This is a genomic window from Aquabacterium sp. OR-4 (genome assembly GCF_025290835.2).
Classification (GTDB): Bacteria; Pseudomonadota; Gammaproteobacteria; order Burkholderiales; family Burkholderiaceae_C; genus Pseudaquabacterium.
Genome location: NZ_JAOCQD020000004.1, coordinates 274,234 through 289,836, shown reverse-complemented (window position 1 = coordinate 289,836; position 15,603 = coordinate 274,234). Strand labels below are relative to the sequence as shown.

Here is a 15,603-nt window from a genome sequence, read left to right as displayed (position 1 = left end):
CGGCCCGGCGTGTTTCACCGGGCCTGGCGGCCCCGGCGGGCCGGCGCACCGGCCCGCACCGCCCCCCGCATCCCCCTGACCCGAAGCCCGCCACGATGGACGACAAGACCCCCCGCCCGACCCGATCGCCCCCGTGGCCCGTCCGCTCAGCGGCGAGGGCGCACCGCAGGTCACCTGGGACGACAGCGCCATGCGCAGCTCGCATGCCAATGTGTGCAACGTGATGGGCACGCGCGAGGAGATCACGCTGCTGTTCGGCACCAACCGCGCCTGGCAGCCCGGCAGCCCGACGGTGACGGTGCAGCTGTCCGAGCGCATCATCCTCAATCCCTATGCCGCCAAGCGCCTGTGGCAGCTGCTGGGCCAGGGCCTGAAGGAATACGAAGCCCGCTTCGGCGAGCTCAAGGTGTGAGCCTGCAGGCCCAGGTTCAGGCCGCCGTGGCGGCGGCCGCCGCCGCCGCCGATTCCGCCCGCACCGCCTGGCCGCCCGGCATCGAGCAGCAGCCCGACGCCACCTTCTATGCCGCCTGGCTGGCACAGGTGTGCGCCGCGCTGCCCGGCGCCCAGGCCGCTGTGGTGGTGGTGGGGCCGCCCGAGCTGGGGCCGTTTGTGCCGCAGGCCTTCTGGCCGCAGGCCGAGGGTGGCGCGCCGCAGCTGGCCGATGTGGCCGAGCAGGCCCTGGTCAGTCGCGCGCCACTGGCGGCCGAGCTGGCGGCCGGCGCCGTGGGCCTGGCGCTGCCGCTGCTGGTCGATCACCAGCTGCATGGCGTGGTGGCCGTGGCGCTGGCGCGGCCGCTGGCGCGGCCCGCGGCCGAGCTGCTCGAGCGCCTGCGCTGGGACGCCGCGTGGATCACCCTGCACCTGCGCCAGGCCGTCGAGCACGAAGGCAGCGGCCATGCCCAGCGCCTGATGCTGGCGCTGGACCAGGTGGCGGCGCTTCTGCAGGACCAGCCCTTTGACGAGGCGGCGCGCGGCTTCGTCACCGAGCTGGCCACCCAGCTGGGCTGCGACCGGGTCAGCCTGGGACAGCGCCGCGGCACGCGGGTGCGGCCGCTGGCGCTGTCGCACAGCGCCGAGCTGGTGCGCCGGACCAGCCTGGTGCAGGCCCTGGGCGAGGCCATGGACGAGGCCTTCGACCAAAAGGCCGTGATCCGCCTGCCGGCCCAGCCGGGCGACGAGGTGCTGGTCACCCGCGCCCATGCGCTGCTGGCCGACGGCGGCTGCGTGCTGAGCATCCCCTTCCAGGGCGCCGACGGCTTTGCCGGCGTGCTGTGCTTCGAGCGCAGCGCCAGCCAGCCCTTTGGCGCGGTGGAGCTGGCGCTGGGCCAGTCGCTGGCGGCCATGGCCGGCCGCGTGCTGGCGCTCAAACACCGCAGCGAGCAGCCGCTGCCCGTGCAGGTGCTGCTGGCCGGCCGGCGCCAGCTGCAGCGCCTGTTCGGCCCGCGCCACATCACGCGCAAGCTGCTGGCGCTGGGCCTGCTGGCGGCGCTGGCCTTCTTCAGCGTGGCCACCGTGCCCTACCGCGTGGGCGCGCCGGCCACGCTGCAGGGCGAGGTGCGGCGCACCGTGGCCGCGCCCTTCGACGGCTTTGTCACCCAGGCCGGCGTGCGCGCCGGCGATGTGGTCAAGGCCGGCGCCGTGCTGGCCGTGCTGGACGACCGCGACCTGCGCCTCGAGCGCCTGAAATGGGCCGCCCAGTACGCCCAGTACCAGAAGCAGCAGCAAGAGGCCGTGGCCGGCCGCGACCGGGCCCGCGCGCAGATCAGCCAGGCGCAGTTCGAGCAGGCGCTGGCCCAGGTCAACCTGATCGACGAGCAGCTGGGCCGCGCCGTGGTGCGCGCACCCTTTGCCGGCGTGGTGGTCAAGGGCGACCTGTCGCAGACCCTGGGCAGCGCGGTGCGCCGCGGCGATGTGCTGTTCGAGCTGACGCCGCTGGCCGGCTACCGCGTGGTGGTCGAGGTCGACGAGCGCGACATCCAGGAGATCGCGGTGGGCCAGAAGGGCCAGCTGCTGCTGGCCGCCATTGCCGACCAGCCGCTGTCCTTCACCATCACCCGGCTGACCAGCGTGACCACCGCGCGCGACGGCCGCAACTTCTTCCGCATCGAGGGCCTGCTGGCCGCGCCGGGCGAGCGCCTGCGCCCCGGCATGGAAGGCGTGGGCAAGGTCGAGGTCGGCGAGCGCCGCCTGATCTGGGTGTGGACGCACCGCCTGGTCGACTGGCTGCGCCTGTTTGCCTGGACCTGGTTGCCGTGACCCCCCCCCGAAGCGCCTTCGGCGCCTCCCCCCCGGGGGGGCGCAGCCAGCGGCCCGGCCGAGCCGGTTCCGCGGCTGCCGCTGGGTTGGGTCGAATACATGCGTCGTTGGTCGCGCGGATCGCGGCGGAGCAATCTGCATGAGCGAATCGCTGTTCAGCCCGGCCTGGTACCGCGTGGCGCCGCTCAAGGCGCGGCTGCGCAGCCATGCCCAGCTGCACCGCCACAGCTACCGCGGCCGGCTCTGGTATGTGCTGCACAACCGCGCCAGCGGGCGCTTCCACCGCTTCTCGCCCGAGGCCTATGCGGTGGTGGGCCTGATGGACGGCCAGCGCACGCTCGACGAGATCTGGCGCGTGGCCTGCGAGCGCCTGGGCGACGATGCGCCCACGCAGGACGAGGTGATCCAGCTGCTGGCCACGCTGCACCGCGCCGACGTGCTGCTCACCGATGCCCCGCCCGATCTCGATGAACTGCACGAGCGCCGCCTGACCCAGCGCGCGGCCAAGCGCCGCCAGACCCTGGGCAACCCGCTGGCCGTGCGCGTGCCCCTGCTCGATCCCGATGCCCTGCTCACCCGCCTGCTGCCGCTGCTGCGCCCGCTGCTGGGCTGGGGCGGCGCGCTGGTCTGGCTGGCCCTGGTGGGCAGCGCGCTGGCGGTGGGCGCCAGCCACTGGGGCGAGCTGACCCGCAATGTGAGCGACCAGCTGCTCTCGGCCGACAAGCTGCTGCTGGTGGGCCTGGCCTTCACGCTGGCCAAGGCGGTGCACGAGTTCGGCCACGGCGTGGCCGTCAAGGCGCGCGGCGGCGAGGTGCACGAGATGGGCGTGATGCTGCTGGTGCTGATGCCGGTGCCCTATGTCGATGCCTCGGCCTCGCTGGCCCTGCACAGCAAGCGCGATCGCATGCTGGTGGGCGCGGCCGGCATGCTGGCCGAGCTGGCGCTGGCCGCCGTGGCCCTGCTGGCCTGGGTGAACCTCGAGCCCGGCCCGCTGCGCGCCTTTGCCTACAACCTGGTGATGATCGCCGGCATCACCACCGTGCTGTTCAACGCCAACCCGCTGCTGCGCTTTGACGGCTACTACATCCTGTCGGACGCGATCGAGATCCCCAACCTGGGCCAGCGCGCCAACACCTGGCTGGGCTTTCTGGTCAAGCGCCACCTGCTGGGCCTGCGCCGGCTGGCGCCGCCCGACACCGCAGCGGGCGAGCGGCCCTGGTTCGTGTTCTACGCCATCGCCTCCTTCGCCTACCGGGTGATGGTGTCGGTGGGCATCGCGCTGCTGGTGGCGCAGCAGTACTTCTTCATCGGCGTGGTGCTGGGCCTGTGGTCGCTGTTCAACGCCTTTGTGCAGCCGCTGGGCAAGCGCATCGCCTACCTGGCCAGCGGCCCCGAGCTGGATGGCCGGCGCGGCCGCGCGCTGGCGGTCAGCGGCGGCCTGGTGGTGCTGCTCACCGCGCTGGTGGCCGGCCTGCCGCTGCCCTCATGGACCCGCACCGAGGGCGTGGCCATGGTGCCCGAGCAGGGCCACGTGCGCGCCGCCACCGACGGCTTCGTCAAGCAGGTGCTGGTGGCCAGCGGCCAGCCGGTGCGCCGCGGCCAGGCGCTGCTGCTGCTGGACGACCCCGAGCTGGCCGCCCGCCTGCGCGTGCTGGACGCGCAGCTGCGCGAGCAGCAGGCGCGCTACGCCGCGGCCCTTGGCGACCGCGTGCAGCTGGCGATGATCCGCGACGACCTGGCGCACATCACCGCGCGCCGCGCGCATGCCGCCGCGCGCCTGGCCGAGCTGGTGGTGCGCAGCCCGGCCGATGGCCGCTTCGTGATGGACGACGTGGCCGATGCGCCAGGCAAGTACGTGCGCCGCGGCGACCTGCTGGCCTATGCCGTGGAGCCCACGCGCCTAGCGGTGCAGGTGGTGGTGCCGCAGGCCGATGTGGACCTGGTGCGCCAGATGACCCGCCGCGTCGAGCTGCGCCGCCCCGAGCAGGTGGCCCGGGTGCTGCCGGCCGAGGTGCGCCGCGTGGTGCCGGCGGCCACCAGCGCGCTGCCCAGCCTGGCGCTCAGCGCCCAGGGCGGCGGCGAGCTGAGCCTGGATCCGCAGGCCGGCGCGGGGGCGGGGGCAGGTGAGGGCAAGGCCGAGGTCAAGGCCGCCAGCTCGCTGTTCGTGTTCGAGCTGAGCCTGGGCGCCGACGCGCCGCCGCTGGCCATCGGCGGTCGGCTGTATGCCAAGTTCGAGCGCGCGCCCGAGACGCTGGCGGTGCAGGGCTGGCGCGCGCTGCGCGGCCTGCTGCTCAACCGCTTCAGCGTCTGAGGCCGGGCGTGCGGAGGGCCAGCGCGTGAACCTGCTGCAGCTGGATGCGCCGCCCTACCCCGAGCAGGCCGAGGCGCCCGATGCCGGCTGGCTGCAGGCCCGCGCCGATGCGCTGGCCGGCGCCGTGCAGCGGCGCTGGCGCGCCTGGGGCGTGCGCCGCGGCACGGTGGTGGCGCGCATCCGCCAGCATGAGCCGGCACTGGATGCGCTGAGCGATGCCGGCCTGGCCGAGGCCGCACGCGAGCTGGGCCGCGCGCTGCGCCGCGACGGCCTGCAGCCCGCGCTGTGTGCGCGCGCCTTTGCGCTGGCCGGCGTCGCCGCGCACCGGCGCCTGGGCAAGCGGCCCTATGACGTGCAGCTGCTGGGCGGCTGGGTGATGCTGCAGGGCATGGTGGCCGAGATGAACACCGGCGAGGGCAAGACCCTCACCGCCACGTTGCCGGCCTGCGCCATGGCCCTGGCCGGCGTGCCGGTGCACGTGATCACGGTGAACGACTATCTGGTGACGCGCGACGCCGTGCTGATGCGCCCGGTCTACGAGGCCCTGGGCCTGAGCGTGGGCGTGGTCACCGAAGACCTGCAGCCGCCCGAGCGCCAGGCCGCCTATGCCTGCCAGGTGGTGTACGCCAGCAACAAGACCGTGGTCTTCGACTACCTGCGCGACCGCCTGGTGCTGGCCGGCCAGACCGATGCGCTGCGCCTGCGCGTTGACCAGCTGGCCGGCGCGGGCGCGCGCACCCGGCGCCTGCTGCTGCGCGGCCTGAGCTATGCCATCGTCGACGAGGCCGACAGCGTGCTGGTGGACGAGGCGCGCACGCCGCTGATCATCTCGGCCCCGGCCGGCGATGGTGGCGAGGCCGTGCTGGCCCAGCAGGGCATGCAGCTGGCACGCCAGCTGGCCGAGCGCGAGGATTACCGCCTGGCGCTCGACACACGCCAGGTCAGCCTGACCGAGGCCGGCCGGCGCAGCGTGGCGCGCATCAGCCAGGCCTGGGGCGGGCCGTGGGCCGGCAAGCTGCGCCGCGACGAGCTGGCGGTGCAGGCGCTCAGCGCGCTGCACCTGTTTCACCGCGACCAGCACTACCTGGTGCGCGACGACCAGGTGCAGATCGTCGACGAGTACACCGGCCGCGTGATGGCCGACCGCAGCTGGGAGCGCGGCCTGCACCAGATGATCGAGGCCAAGGAGGGCTGCACCGTCACCGCGCCCAAGGCGCCGCTGGCACGCATCAGCTACCAGCGCTTTTTTCGCCGCTACCTGCGCCTGGGTGGCATGACCGGCACCGCGCAGGAGGTGCGCGGCGAGCTGGGCCGCGTCTACGGCCTGCCGGTGGTGCGCATCCCCACCCACCGCCCGCCGCGCCGCGAGCAGCGGCCCGAGCGCGTGCTGCGCAGCGCCGAGGCCAAGTGGCAGGCCATTGCCCAGCGCGTGGCCGAGCTGCATGCGCGGGGCGCGCCGGTGCTGCTGGGCACGCCCTCGGTGGCGGCGTCCGAGCGGGCCAGCGCCGCGCTGGCCGCGCGCGGCCTGCCGCACCAGATGCTCAGCGCCAAGCAGGACGCCGACGAGGCCGCCGTGGTGGCCGCCGCCGGCCAGCCCGGGCGCATCACCATCGCCACCAACATGGCCGGCCGCGGCACCGACATCGCGCTGGCGCCCGAGGCGCTGGCGCTGGGCGGCCTGCACGTCATCCTGTCGGAGCGGCATGATTCCGGCCGCATCGACCGCCAGCTGGCCGGCCGCTGCGCGCGCCAGGGCGACCCCGGCGTGTTCGAGGCCCTGCTGTCGCTCGACGACGAGCTGCTGCACCAGCTGGGACAGCGCACGCCGCTGGGCCGCCTGGTGGCGCAGCTGCGCCGCGGCGCCGGCAGCGATGCCGGCGCGCTGGCCGTGTGGCTGGTGCGCCTGGCCCAGCGCCGGGTCGAGCGGGCGCATTCGCGGGTGCGCCAGGCCCTGCTCAAATCCGACCGCCAGGTCAGCCGGCTGCTGGCCTTTTCAGGACGACCCGAATGAGCGCTGTGAACGCCAACCCCCTTTCGCTATCGCTGTCGCTGCTGCTGGCCCTGGCCGCCAGCGTGGCCCCGGCCCCGGCCTGGGCCCAGAGCCGGCCGGCCTTGCAGCCGCTGCCGCCGGCGCCGCCACCGCTCAACGCCGAGGGCCAGCCCGCGCCGGTGCCGGGCCTGGCGCCGCTGCCGGGCACTGCGCCGGCCCCGGCGCCGCGCCCGCGTGGCGGTGGTGGTGGTGGCGGTGGTGGTGGTCACGACTGCCTGGTCGAACCCTCGCTGCTGGTCAGCGTGGGCAGCCCGGTGGATGGCGTGCTGAACGAGGTGCTGGCCGACCGCGGCGACACGGTGCGCAAGGGCCAGCGCCTGGCCCAGCTGCAGGCCGGCGTGGAGGCCGCGGCGGTGGATCTGGCCGAGGCCCGCGTGCAGTACGGCCGGCGCAAGGTGGCGCGCAACGAAGGCCTCTACCAGAAGCAGCTGATCTCGGCGCAGGACAAGGACGAGATGGAGACCGAGGCCCGCGTGCACGAAGAAGAGCTCAAGCGCGACCGCGAGAACCTCAAGCTGCGCAGCATCGTCAGCCCGCTGGACGGCGTGGTGGTCGAGCGCAAGCTGGGCGGCGGCGACCTGGTGCGCGCCGACAAGTCCATCGTGATGAAGCTGGCCCAGCTCGACCCGCTGCATGTGGAGGTGGTGCTGCCGTCCGAGCAGTACGGTGCGGTGCGCGTGGGCATGAACGGCCGCGTCAACCTGTCACCGCTGGTGAGCGGCAGCCACAGCGCCCGCGTGACCGTGGTCGACCGCGTGATCGATGCCGCCAGCGGCACCTTCGGCGTGCGCCTGCAACTCGACAACCCGGGCTACAAGATCCCGGCGGGCATCCGCTGCAGCGTGCGGTTCGGCGGCTGAGCGCCCGCGCGCCCGAAAGGGGGGCGGCTCAGATTCCGTCTTCGCCCGTGGTCAGCCGGCCTGGCGGCTCTGGCGGCGGCCAGTGGCCATCGGCCGTGCAGTGCTCGAACCAGCGGTGCATGGCCGCGTCATGCACGGCGTACTCGCCGCGGGCCGACTTCCAGACCAGCGCCGGGTGGCGGTTGCGCAGTGACTCCAGCGCGTTCTGCACCTGCTGCACCGTCACCTTGGCCTGCGCCGTGTCCCGGTAAAAGCGCAGCGCCTCGGCGTCGTAGGGCCTGAAGCGCTGGCCCATCTCCAGCAGACGCCACAACACGGCCTGCTCCAGGGGCTTGAGCGCCAGAAATTCCGATGCCATCTGCGCCTCGTCGTCGCGCTGGCGCGCCTGCGCGGCCTGCAGCACCGCCTGCTCGAAGCGCAGGCCCTGCAGACCCGACAGCGGGCTCAGCGCCTGCCCCAGCGCCTCCATGAAGAACTGCGGCCGGTGGCCGAAGCGCTCGAAGGCCTGCAGCAGCGTGGCGCCCTGCACCGGCGCCAGCGCGGGCCGCTGCGCCGTGATCAGGCGCGACACATGGTCGATGAAATCCTGCCCCAGCGCTGGCATGCGCGAGATCTGCGAGCCATAGAACGGGGCGCCGTTGGTGTTGACCAGGCGCAGCAGCTTGTCCCGGTCGGAGCCCGACATCACCAGCATCAGGTTCACCGTGCCCGGGCGGTTGAGCTGGTCGCGGGCTGACTTCAGCGCCGACATCGTGGCTTCACCGGCCTCGCTGGTCAGCGCATGCTGGGCCTCGTCGACGATCAGGGCCACCGGTGCCTTGGCGGCCTCGTGCAGCGCGCGCAGGGCGTCGGGCAGCGTCACGCCGTCGATCCTGCCGATCTTGCTGACATCGATCTTCAGCGCGCCGGCAATGGTCACGCTGTCCAGCCCGGCCGCCTTGGCGCTGCGGGCCACCACGCCCAGGCGCGGCGCCAGGGCGCGGGCAATGGCATCGGCAACCAGTGCGCCGGGATCGCGCCGCGGGTCGGCCCACAAGTCCACATAGGCCACCACGGCGCCGGCCGCTTCCAGCGCCGGCTGCAGGTCAGCCTGCAGGAAGGTGGACTTGCCCGTGCGGCGTGGCGCAGCCAGAAACAGGCCGTTGTGCGCGTCGCCGAACACCGCCTGGCCGCGCAACGCCGCCACCAGCTCCCGGGCCAGGGCCTCACGGGGAAAGTGGATCACTTTATCTCCAAGTATTGGAGACGCGATAATTTATCGAAGACGGGATAAAAGTCAATAGTGCAGCCGGGCAGCCGCTCAGGCCGTGGCCGCCCCGGCGGCGGCGTCGGGCCGGGGCGCGGTCAGAACTTGCGCACCTCGATGCGGTATTTCTGCAGCGCGTAGCCCAGCTGGCGTGGCGTGACGCGCAGCAGGCGTGCGGCCTTGGCCTGCACCCAGCCGCATTGCTCCATGGCCCAGATCAGGCGCTCGCGCTCGCCTTCGGGTGGCTCGGTGGCGGCCGGGCGGGCGCCGGGCGCGGCCGGCAGGCGCTGGGTGGGGCCGATGCGGGTGACGGTGTCGTGCTCGTCGGGGTCGGCCAGGCTGTCGTCGCCATCGAAGTCGCCAAAGCCCGAGGAGGCCGCGCCGTGGCCGCCATGGCTGCTGCCGTGGCTGTTGCCGTGGCTGTTGCCGTGGCCGCCATGGCCCGGGTGGCTGCCGTGGCCAGGCTCATGGGTGTCGTGGTGGTCGTGCCCACCGCCGTGGCCACCGTGGCCACCGTGGCTGCCATGGCCCGCGCCGTGCCCGGGCGGCTCCACCGCCGACACGGCGTCGGCCTTGTCGACGAAGTGCAGGGTCTGCGTGAGGCAGCGGTTTTGCCGGCAGGGAAAGGCGAAGTCGCGGATCAGGTCGCCCTGCACCATGGTGGCGGTGCGCTCCACGCAGTTCTCGAGCTCGCGCACATTGCCCGGCCAGTAGCAGCTGGTGAGCACCTTCATGCCCTCGGGCGTGATCTTCAGGTGGCGCCGGTTCTCCTTGTTGAAGCGGTCGAGAAAATGCGCCACCAGCGGCGGAATGTCGGCGCGCCGCTCGCGCAGCGGCGGCAGGAAGATGCTGACCACGTTGATGCGGTAGTACAGGTCGGCGCGGTATTCGCCGCGCTTGACCATGCGCTCGAGGTCGCGGTTGGTGGCGCACACCAGGCGCACATCCACCTTCACCGCGCGGTTGCCGCCCACGCGCTCGAACTCGCGCTCCTGCAGCACGCGCAGCAGCTTGGCCTGGAAGGCCGGCGAGATGTCGCCGATCTCGTCGAGGAACAGCGTGCCGCCATGGGCCAGCTCGAAGCGGCCCTTGCGCTCGCCGGCGGCGCCGGTGAAGGCGCCCTTCTCGTGGCCGAACAGCTCGCTTTCGAGCAGGCTCTCGGTGAGTGCGGCGCAGTTCACCTTGATGAAGGGCGCGTCCTTGCGCGGGCTCTGGAAGTGGATGGCGCGCGCCACGGCCTCCTTGCCGGTGCCGCTTTCGCCGCGCAGCAGCACGGTGGCGCGACTGGGCGCGGCCTGGTGCACTTCCACAAACACCTGCTGCATCGGCTTGCTCTCGCCGATCACGTTGTCCAGCGAGTAGCGGCCGCGCGGCTCGCGCGCCAGCGCCTTCTGCAGGCGCGTGGCCTCCTGCTGCAGGCGCTGGTGCTCGTCGCGCACGGCGCCGTGCAGGGCCACGGCCTGGGCCAGCAGCGAGGCGGCCATGGTCAGGATGCGCTGGTCGTCCGACAGGCGCGCGCCGCCGCTCACCTCGCGCTGCGCGGCCAGCACGCCCACCACGGCGCGGTCGGTCTTCAGCGGCACCACGATGAAGGCCATCATGTGCTCGGCATCGGTGGCGCCAAAGGCGCCGGTGCGGTCGAGAAACTCGGGCGCCTGCGCCACGTCGGGCACCGTCACCGGCATGCCGTTGGCATACACGCGGCCGATCACGCCCTCGCCGTAATGCCACTGGCCGCGCTCGGCCTGCTCGTGGTTCAGGCCCACGGCGCTGTGCACCCGCAGCTGGGCCTCGCCGTCGTCGGCCGGCATCACGATCATCGCGCGCGGCAGCTCGAGGTGCGCGGTCAGCACGTTCAGCGCCGAGCGAAAGGTTCGCGTGATGTCCAGCGACGCGCCGAGGATGCGGCAGATTTCGTAGACCGTGATCAGCTCGACATGCGAGCGTTCGTTCATCGGACCGCGAGCAAGCATCGTGCACCTCCTGCGGGCAGCACCCGATGCCGGTGCATCAGGCTGCGCCTGTGTGTCCGCCATGCATCGTTGTCGGGCGATCTGCCCGCCTCACGGTGCCTGGCAGGCGTCAAAGTGCAAGAAGTGAGCCCAGGGAGAACCCGCATGCTCAGGCCCGGTGCAAGGCCGTGTCCATCTTGATGCAGATCAAGCCGCAGCCGCGGTGGCACAAAAAAGCCGCTCACCAGTCGGCCTGGGTGGCCTGCAGGCGCGCCACCGGCACGCCGCCGATCAGGTGCTTCTCGAAGACCTCGACCACGTCCTCGGCGCTCACGCGCTGGTAGAGCACGCCGTCGGGATAGACCAGCACATTGGCGCCGCCATCGCAGGGGCCCAGGCAGCCCGAGTAGGTGATGGCCACCTGGTCGTAGGCATTGCGCTTTTGCAGCTCGGCCCAGAAGGCCTGCAGCAGCGGCGAGGCGCCCTTGGCGGCACACGAGCCGCGCGGATGGCCGGGCGGGCGCTGCTGGCTGCAGACGAAGACATGGCGGGCAGGGCGTGGCATCGGAAACCTCTGGAGGGGATGGTGAACAGGATGTGCTTGCGCGGCGCGCGCGGCCCTTGAACGGGCGCGCTCAGCGGCCGTGCGCGGGCGGGCCGTGCGGGCCGCCGGCCCGCCGGAGCGTGGGCTGCCACGCGGCAGCCGCCTGCGGCCTCAGGCCGGGCTGCGCGCGGCGATCAGGCGGCGCAGCTCGGCCACATGCTGCGACTCCTCGGCGGCAAATTCGGCGGCCAGGCGGCGGGTCTCGGGGTCGCGCGTGGTGGCCGCCACCGCGGCGTAATAGGCATGGCCGCGCTGCTCGCTGTCGAGCGCCAGGCGCAGGGCCTCGGCGCCGTCGAGCAGCGCATCCACGCCGGCCCAGGCGGCTGTCTCGGGGCCGATGCCTTCGGGCCACTGGTACTCGTCGTCGCGCATCACCGGCAGCTCGCGAAAACCGCCGCGCGCCTGGGCCTCGGCCAGGTGCAGGCGAGAGAAGTGCGCCATGCGCGCGAAGAAGGCCTTCAGCTCGCGGTTGCCCTCGGTGTGCATGGCCGCCGAGAGTTCTTCATAGCGCCGGGCAGCCTCGCGCTCCAGCGCGATGGCATGGGCCAGAAAGGCTTCAACTTCCACGGCCGCCTCAGCCGAACTTGAAGAGGATGCCGTAGCCGCCGCGCGGGTACTCCCAGGCCACGTTGGCGTGCTCGGTGCAGATCACGCGGCAGCTGCCGCATTCAAGGCAGCCATCGGTGATCAAGGTGACCGTGCGGTTGCCTTCGGCCTTGTAGCAGCTGGCCGGGCACACAAAGGTGCAGGCCTGGCTCTGGCAATCGTTGCTGCACACCGCCGGGTTCTTGATCTGGATGTGCGGCCGACCGTGGTCGACCTTGTAGCGGTTCTGGAAGAGCTTCTCTTCAACGTTGACGTTCATGGTGAACCTCGTCTCAATGACCGCAGGATTGCGGTGAAAACCAAGCAGTCGCCGCGGAACCGGCTTTGCCGGGCCGCTGGCGGCGCCCCCTTGAGGGGGAAGCGGCCCTGGCCGCTTCGGGGGTGGGCCTACCTCACGGCCCGCCAGATCTTGAATGCGTCGGACATGAGGCCGCCGAGACGGCGGGCGGATTTGAAGCTGCCCAGGATCTCGCGCTCCTTGGTCTTCTTGTCCACGCCGTCCACGGTGAACAGGGTCTGCGCGGCGCGGTTGAGCAAGGCCGGGTAGGTGGTGAAGAACTGCGGGCTGGTGTGCAGCACCTCGGGCAGATCGCGGTACTTCTTCAGATCCTTCATCACGAAGCTCTGGTCCAGCGCGGCCTTGTAGGCGGCCAGGGTCTTGGCGGTCAGCGGCTGGCCGGCGGCCTTGGCGGCGATCACCGTCTCGGCGGCCAGGCGGCCGGTGGTCATGGCCAGGTTGCTGCCCTCGCGGTGCGCGGCGTTGACGAAGCCGCCCGAGTCGCCCACGATCATCCAGCCCTCGCCATAGATCTGCGGCACGGCGTGGAAGCCGCCTTCGGGGATCAGGTGCGCGGCGTACTCCTTCATCTCGCCGCCCTCGATCAGCGGTGCGATGCTGGGGTGGGCCTTCAGCTTCTCGAGCAGCGCATAGGGCGTGGTGCGCTTGGGGTTGGCCTTGAAGTCGCTGAGCATGCAGCCCACGCCGATGGTCAGCGAATCCTTGTTGGTGTAGAGAAAGCCGGTGCCCACCATGCCCTCGGTCACCGAGCCCATCATCTCGATGACCACGCCCGAGTCTTCACCGATGTTGAAGCGCGCCTGGATCACCTCCTCGGGCATGAAGAGGATCTCCTTGACCGCCAGCGCCACGTTCCTGGCCTCGATCTCGCCGTGAAAGCCGGCCTTGCGCGCCAGCGTGCTGTTCACGCCGTCGGCCAGCACCACCACGTCGGCATACACCTCGCCGCCCATGCGGTCGCAGCGCACGCCGATGCAGCGCTGGCCGTCCATCAGCAGCTCTTCCACCGTGGTCTCGCAGATCAGCAGCGCGCCGGCCTCGCGCACCTTGCTCGAGAACCACTTGTCAAACTGCGCGCGGATGATGGTGTAGCGGTTGTACGGCGGCTTGTTGTAGTCGTCGCTGCGGTAGTGGGTGCCGACGAAGCTGGTGTCGTCGAGCATCCACATGCGCTGCTCGATGATGTGCCGCTCCAGCGGCGCGTCATCGCGGAAGTCGGGGATGATCTTCTCCAGCGCATTGGCGTACAGGATCGCGCCCTGCACGTTCTTGCTGCCGGGGTATTCGCCGCGCTCGATCTGCAGCACCTTCAGGCCGGCCTTGGCCAGGGTGTAGGTGGCGGCGTTGCCCGAGGGCCCCGCACCGACCACGATCGCGTCGAAATGCTCTTTCGCCATGCTCATCTCCTGGGTTAGGCAGCGCGCTTGATCCGCTTGTCGAGGTGCGTGCGGAAGGCGTGGGTCAGGGCCGGCAGCACCTGCATCGCATTGCCCACGATGCCGTGGTGCGCAAAGTCGAAGATCGGCGCGTTGGGGTCGGTGTTGATGGCCACGATGATGTCGCTGCTCTCCATGCCCACGCGGTGCTGGATGGCGCCGCTCACGCCGGCGGCGATGTAGAGCTTGGGCCGCACGGTCTTGCCGGTCTGGCCGACCTGGCGCTCGCTTTCGCACCAGCCGGCCTGGGTGACGGCGCGGGTGGCACCCACCTCGGCGCCCAGCACGCGGGCCAGGTCCCACACCAGCTTGAAGTTGTCGGCGTTTTTCAGGCCCTTGCCACCGGTGACGATGATGTCGGCATAGGCCAGGTTCACCGTGTTGCGGTTGGCATCGGGCACGAACTCGAGCAGCTTGGTGACGATGTCGGTCTCGATAATGCCGAGCGCCATGGTGGTGATGCCGCCGCTGCGGCTCTCGTCACGGCGCGGCATGGCGGCGGTGCGCGGGCGCATCGTGGCCATCTGCGGCCGGTAGGCCAGGGTCATGATCGTGCACAGCAGGCTGCCGCCGAAGGTGGGGCGCGTGGCGGCCAGCGCGCGGCCGTCGATGTTGAGCTCGGTGCAGTCGGCCGTGAGGCCGGTGCCCAGCGTGGTGGCCACGCTGCCGGCCAGGTCGCGCCCCATGGTGGTGGCGCCCAGCAGCATGATCTCGGGCTGGTGCTGGTTCACCAGATCGGTGAGGCCCTTGGTGTAGGGCTCGTTGCGGTAGCCCTGCAGCACCGGGTCACGCATGATGTAGCAGTGGTCGGCGCCGTAGATGCAGGCTTCCTTGGCAAAGTCTTCCAGCTTGTCGGCCGGGCCGCCCAGCAGCACGCCGCTCACATTCACGCCCAGCTTGTCGGCCAGCTTGCGCGCCTCGCCCATCAGCTCCCAGCTCACGCTGTGCACCTGGCCGCGGTCGTGCTCGATGAACACCCACACGCCCTTGTAGGCCTTCAGGTGCTCGGGCAGCTCGGTGCTGCGGCCCGAGCGGCCGGCGGTCTTGGCGGCACCGGCGGCCGCGGCGGCGGCCATCTGGGGCTTGTCGGGTTCGGCCATGGTTCTTCTCCTCTTCGGGGGGCGGGGCTTCAGGCGCTGAGACGGTCGACGGTCTCTTCTTCGAGCGTCGGATGCGTGGTGAAGATCTTTTGCAGCAGGTTCAGGCAGGCGTCGTTGACGCTGGCGCCATCGCCCACTTCCTGCATCTCGGCGCGCGCGCTGCGGGCCTTGGGCGCGAACACCTTGCTCACGATGGTCGGGCTGCCCTTCAGGCCGATCTTGGTGATGTCCTCGATGCCGGCGTCGTCCTTGTTCCACTTGCGCACCGGCACGCGCGCGGCGCGCAGCATGTCGTCCATGGTGGCAAAGCGCATCTCGTTGGTGCCTTCGAGCATGGTGATCAGGCTGGGCAGCGTGGTCTTCAGGCGCTGCACGCCGCCTTCGGCGCGGCGCTCGACGGTGATCGTGCGGCCGTCCAGATCCACCGCGTTGATCTTGCTCACGTAGGTGAGCAGGTTCCAGCCCAGTCGCTTGGCGATGCCGGGGCCCACCTGCGCGGTGTCGCCGTCAATCGTCTGCTTGCCGGTGAACACCAGGTCCACCGCCTGCTCCTGGCTGATCTTGCGGATGGCCGAGGTGAGCGCGTAGCTGGTGGCCAGCGTGTCGGCGCCGGCAAAGGCGCGGTCGGTCACCAGCACGGCATCGGTGGCGCCGAAGCTGATGCACTTGCGCAGTGCGTCTTCGGCCTGCGGCGGGCCCATGCACAGCATGGTGACGCGGCCGCCGAACTTGTCCTTCAGGCGCAGGGCCTCTTCCAGCGCGAACAGGTCGTACGGGTTCACGATGGCCGGCACACCCTGGCGCATGATGGTGTTGGTGACCGGGTGCACGCGGATCTGCGCCGAATCGGGCACCTGCTTGATGCAGACGACGATGTGCATGGA

General features: G+C 71.6%; 13 protein-coding genes. 5 read left to right on the top strand and 8 right to left on the bottom strand.

What is annotated here, in order from left to right:
• Window positions 1–133 precede the first annotated feature (133 nt).
• The 5 genes from N4G63_RS26850 (at window position 134) to N4G63_RS26830 (ending at window position 7,477) form a co-directional block, all read left to right on the top strand.
• A complete protein-coding gene (locus N4G63_RS26850; RefSeq protein WP_314600784.1) occupies window positions 134–412 on the top strand; it encodes a DUF3467 domain-containing protein in 279 nt (92 codons plus the stop codon).
• Window positions 409–2,256: a GAF domain-containing protein gene (locus tag N4G63_RS26845; RefSeq protein ID WP_314600783.1), complete on the top strand. Its 1,848-nt coding sequence runs from the start codon at window positions 409–411 to the stop codon at window positions 2,254–2,256. Before N4G63_RS26850 ends, N4G63_RS26845 begins: the two co-directional genes overlap by 4 nt.
• 139 nt (window positions 2,257–2,395) lie before the next feature.
• Window positions 2,396–4,567 (top strand): HlyD family efflux transporter periplasmic adaptor subunit, encoded by a 2,172-nt coding sequence (locus N4G63_RS26840; RefSeq protein WP_314600782.1) that lies wholly within the window; start codon window positions 2,396–2,398, stop codon window positions 4,565–4,567.
• A gap of 25 nt (window positions 4,568–4,592) precedes the next feature.
• Entirely contained in the window at window positions 4,593–6,578 is a 1,986-nt protein-coding gene (locus tag N4G63_RS26835) for a preprotein translocase subunit SecA (RefSeq protein WP_314600781.1), read from the top strand.
• Complete coding sequence (locus N4G63_RS26830; RefSeq protein ID WP_314600780.1) at window positions 6,575–7,477, top strand: efflux RND transporter periplasmic adaptor subunit; 903 nt, start codon at window positions 6,575–6,577, stop codon at window positions 7,475–7,477. The genes N4G63_RS26835 and N4G63_RS26830 overlap by 4 nt, the downstream gene beginning before the upstream one ends.
• A 28-nt stretch (window positions 7,478–7,505) precedes the next feature.
• Here N4G63_RS26830 and N4G63_RS26825 read toward each other — a convergent pair whose 3' ends face one another.
• The 8 genes from N4G63_RS26825 to N4G63_RS26790 all read right to left on the bottom strand — a co-directional run bounded on the left by N4G63_RS26825 (window position 7,506) and on the right by N4G63_RS26790 (window position 15,600).
• Window positions 7,506–8,702 (bottom strand): ATP-binding protein, encoded by a 1,197-nt coding sequence (locus tag N4G63_RS26825; RefSeq protein WP_314600779.1) that lies wholly within the window; start codon window positions 8,700–8,702, stop codon window positions 7,506–7,508.
• A 119-nt stretch (window positions 8,703–8,821) separates the two neighbouring features.
• Entirely contained in the window at window positions 8,822–10,696 is a 1,875-nt protein-coding gene (gene nifA, locus N4G63_RS26820) for a nif-specific transcriptional activator NifA (protein ID WP_314600778.1), read from the bottom strand.
• 220 nt (window positions 10,697–10,916) lie between these two features.
• Window positions 10,917–11,240, bottom strand: coding sequence for a (2Fe-2S) ferredoxin domain-containing protein (locus N4G63_RS26815; protein WP_314600777.1), 324 nt, complete (start codon window positions 11,238–11,240; stop codon window positions 10,917–10,919).
• 150 nt (window positions 11,241–11,390) lie between these two features.
• Window positions 11,391–11,846, bottom strand: a complete 456-nt coding sequence (locus N4G63_RS26810) for a ferritin-like domain-containing protein (protein ID WP_314600776.1) — start codon at window positions 11,844–11,846, stop codon at window positions 11,391–11,393.
• Between the two features lie 7 nt (window positions 11,847–11,853).
• A complete protein-coding gene (locus tag N4G63_RS26805; protein ID WP_314600775.1) occupies window positions 11,854–12,144 on the bottom strand; it encodes a ferredoxin family protein in 291 nt (96 codons plus the stop codon).
• Window positions 12,145–12,272: 128 nt separating this feature from the next.
• Entirely contained in the window at window positions 12,273–13,580 is a 1,308-nt protein-coding gene (locus N4G63_RS26800; RefSeq protein ID WP_314600774.1) for an FAD-dependent monooxygenase, read from the bottom strand.
• Window positions 13,581–13,594: 14 nt separating this feature from the next.
• Complete coding sequence (locus N4G63_RS26795) at window positions 13,595–14,719, bottom strand: electron transfer flavoprotein subunit alpha/FixB family protein (protein ID WP_314600773.1); 1,125 nt, start codon at window positions 14,717–14,719, stop codon at window positions 13,595–13,597.
• Between the two features lie 29 nt (window positions 14,720–14,748).
• Window positions 14,749–15,600: an electron transfer flavoprotein subunit beta/FixA family protein gene (locus N4G63_RS26790; protein WP_314600772.1), complete on the bottom strand. Its 852-nt coding sequence runs from the start codon at window positions 15,598–15,600 to the stop codon at window positions 14,749–14,751.
• Window positions 15,601–15,603 lie beyond the last annotated feature (3 nt).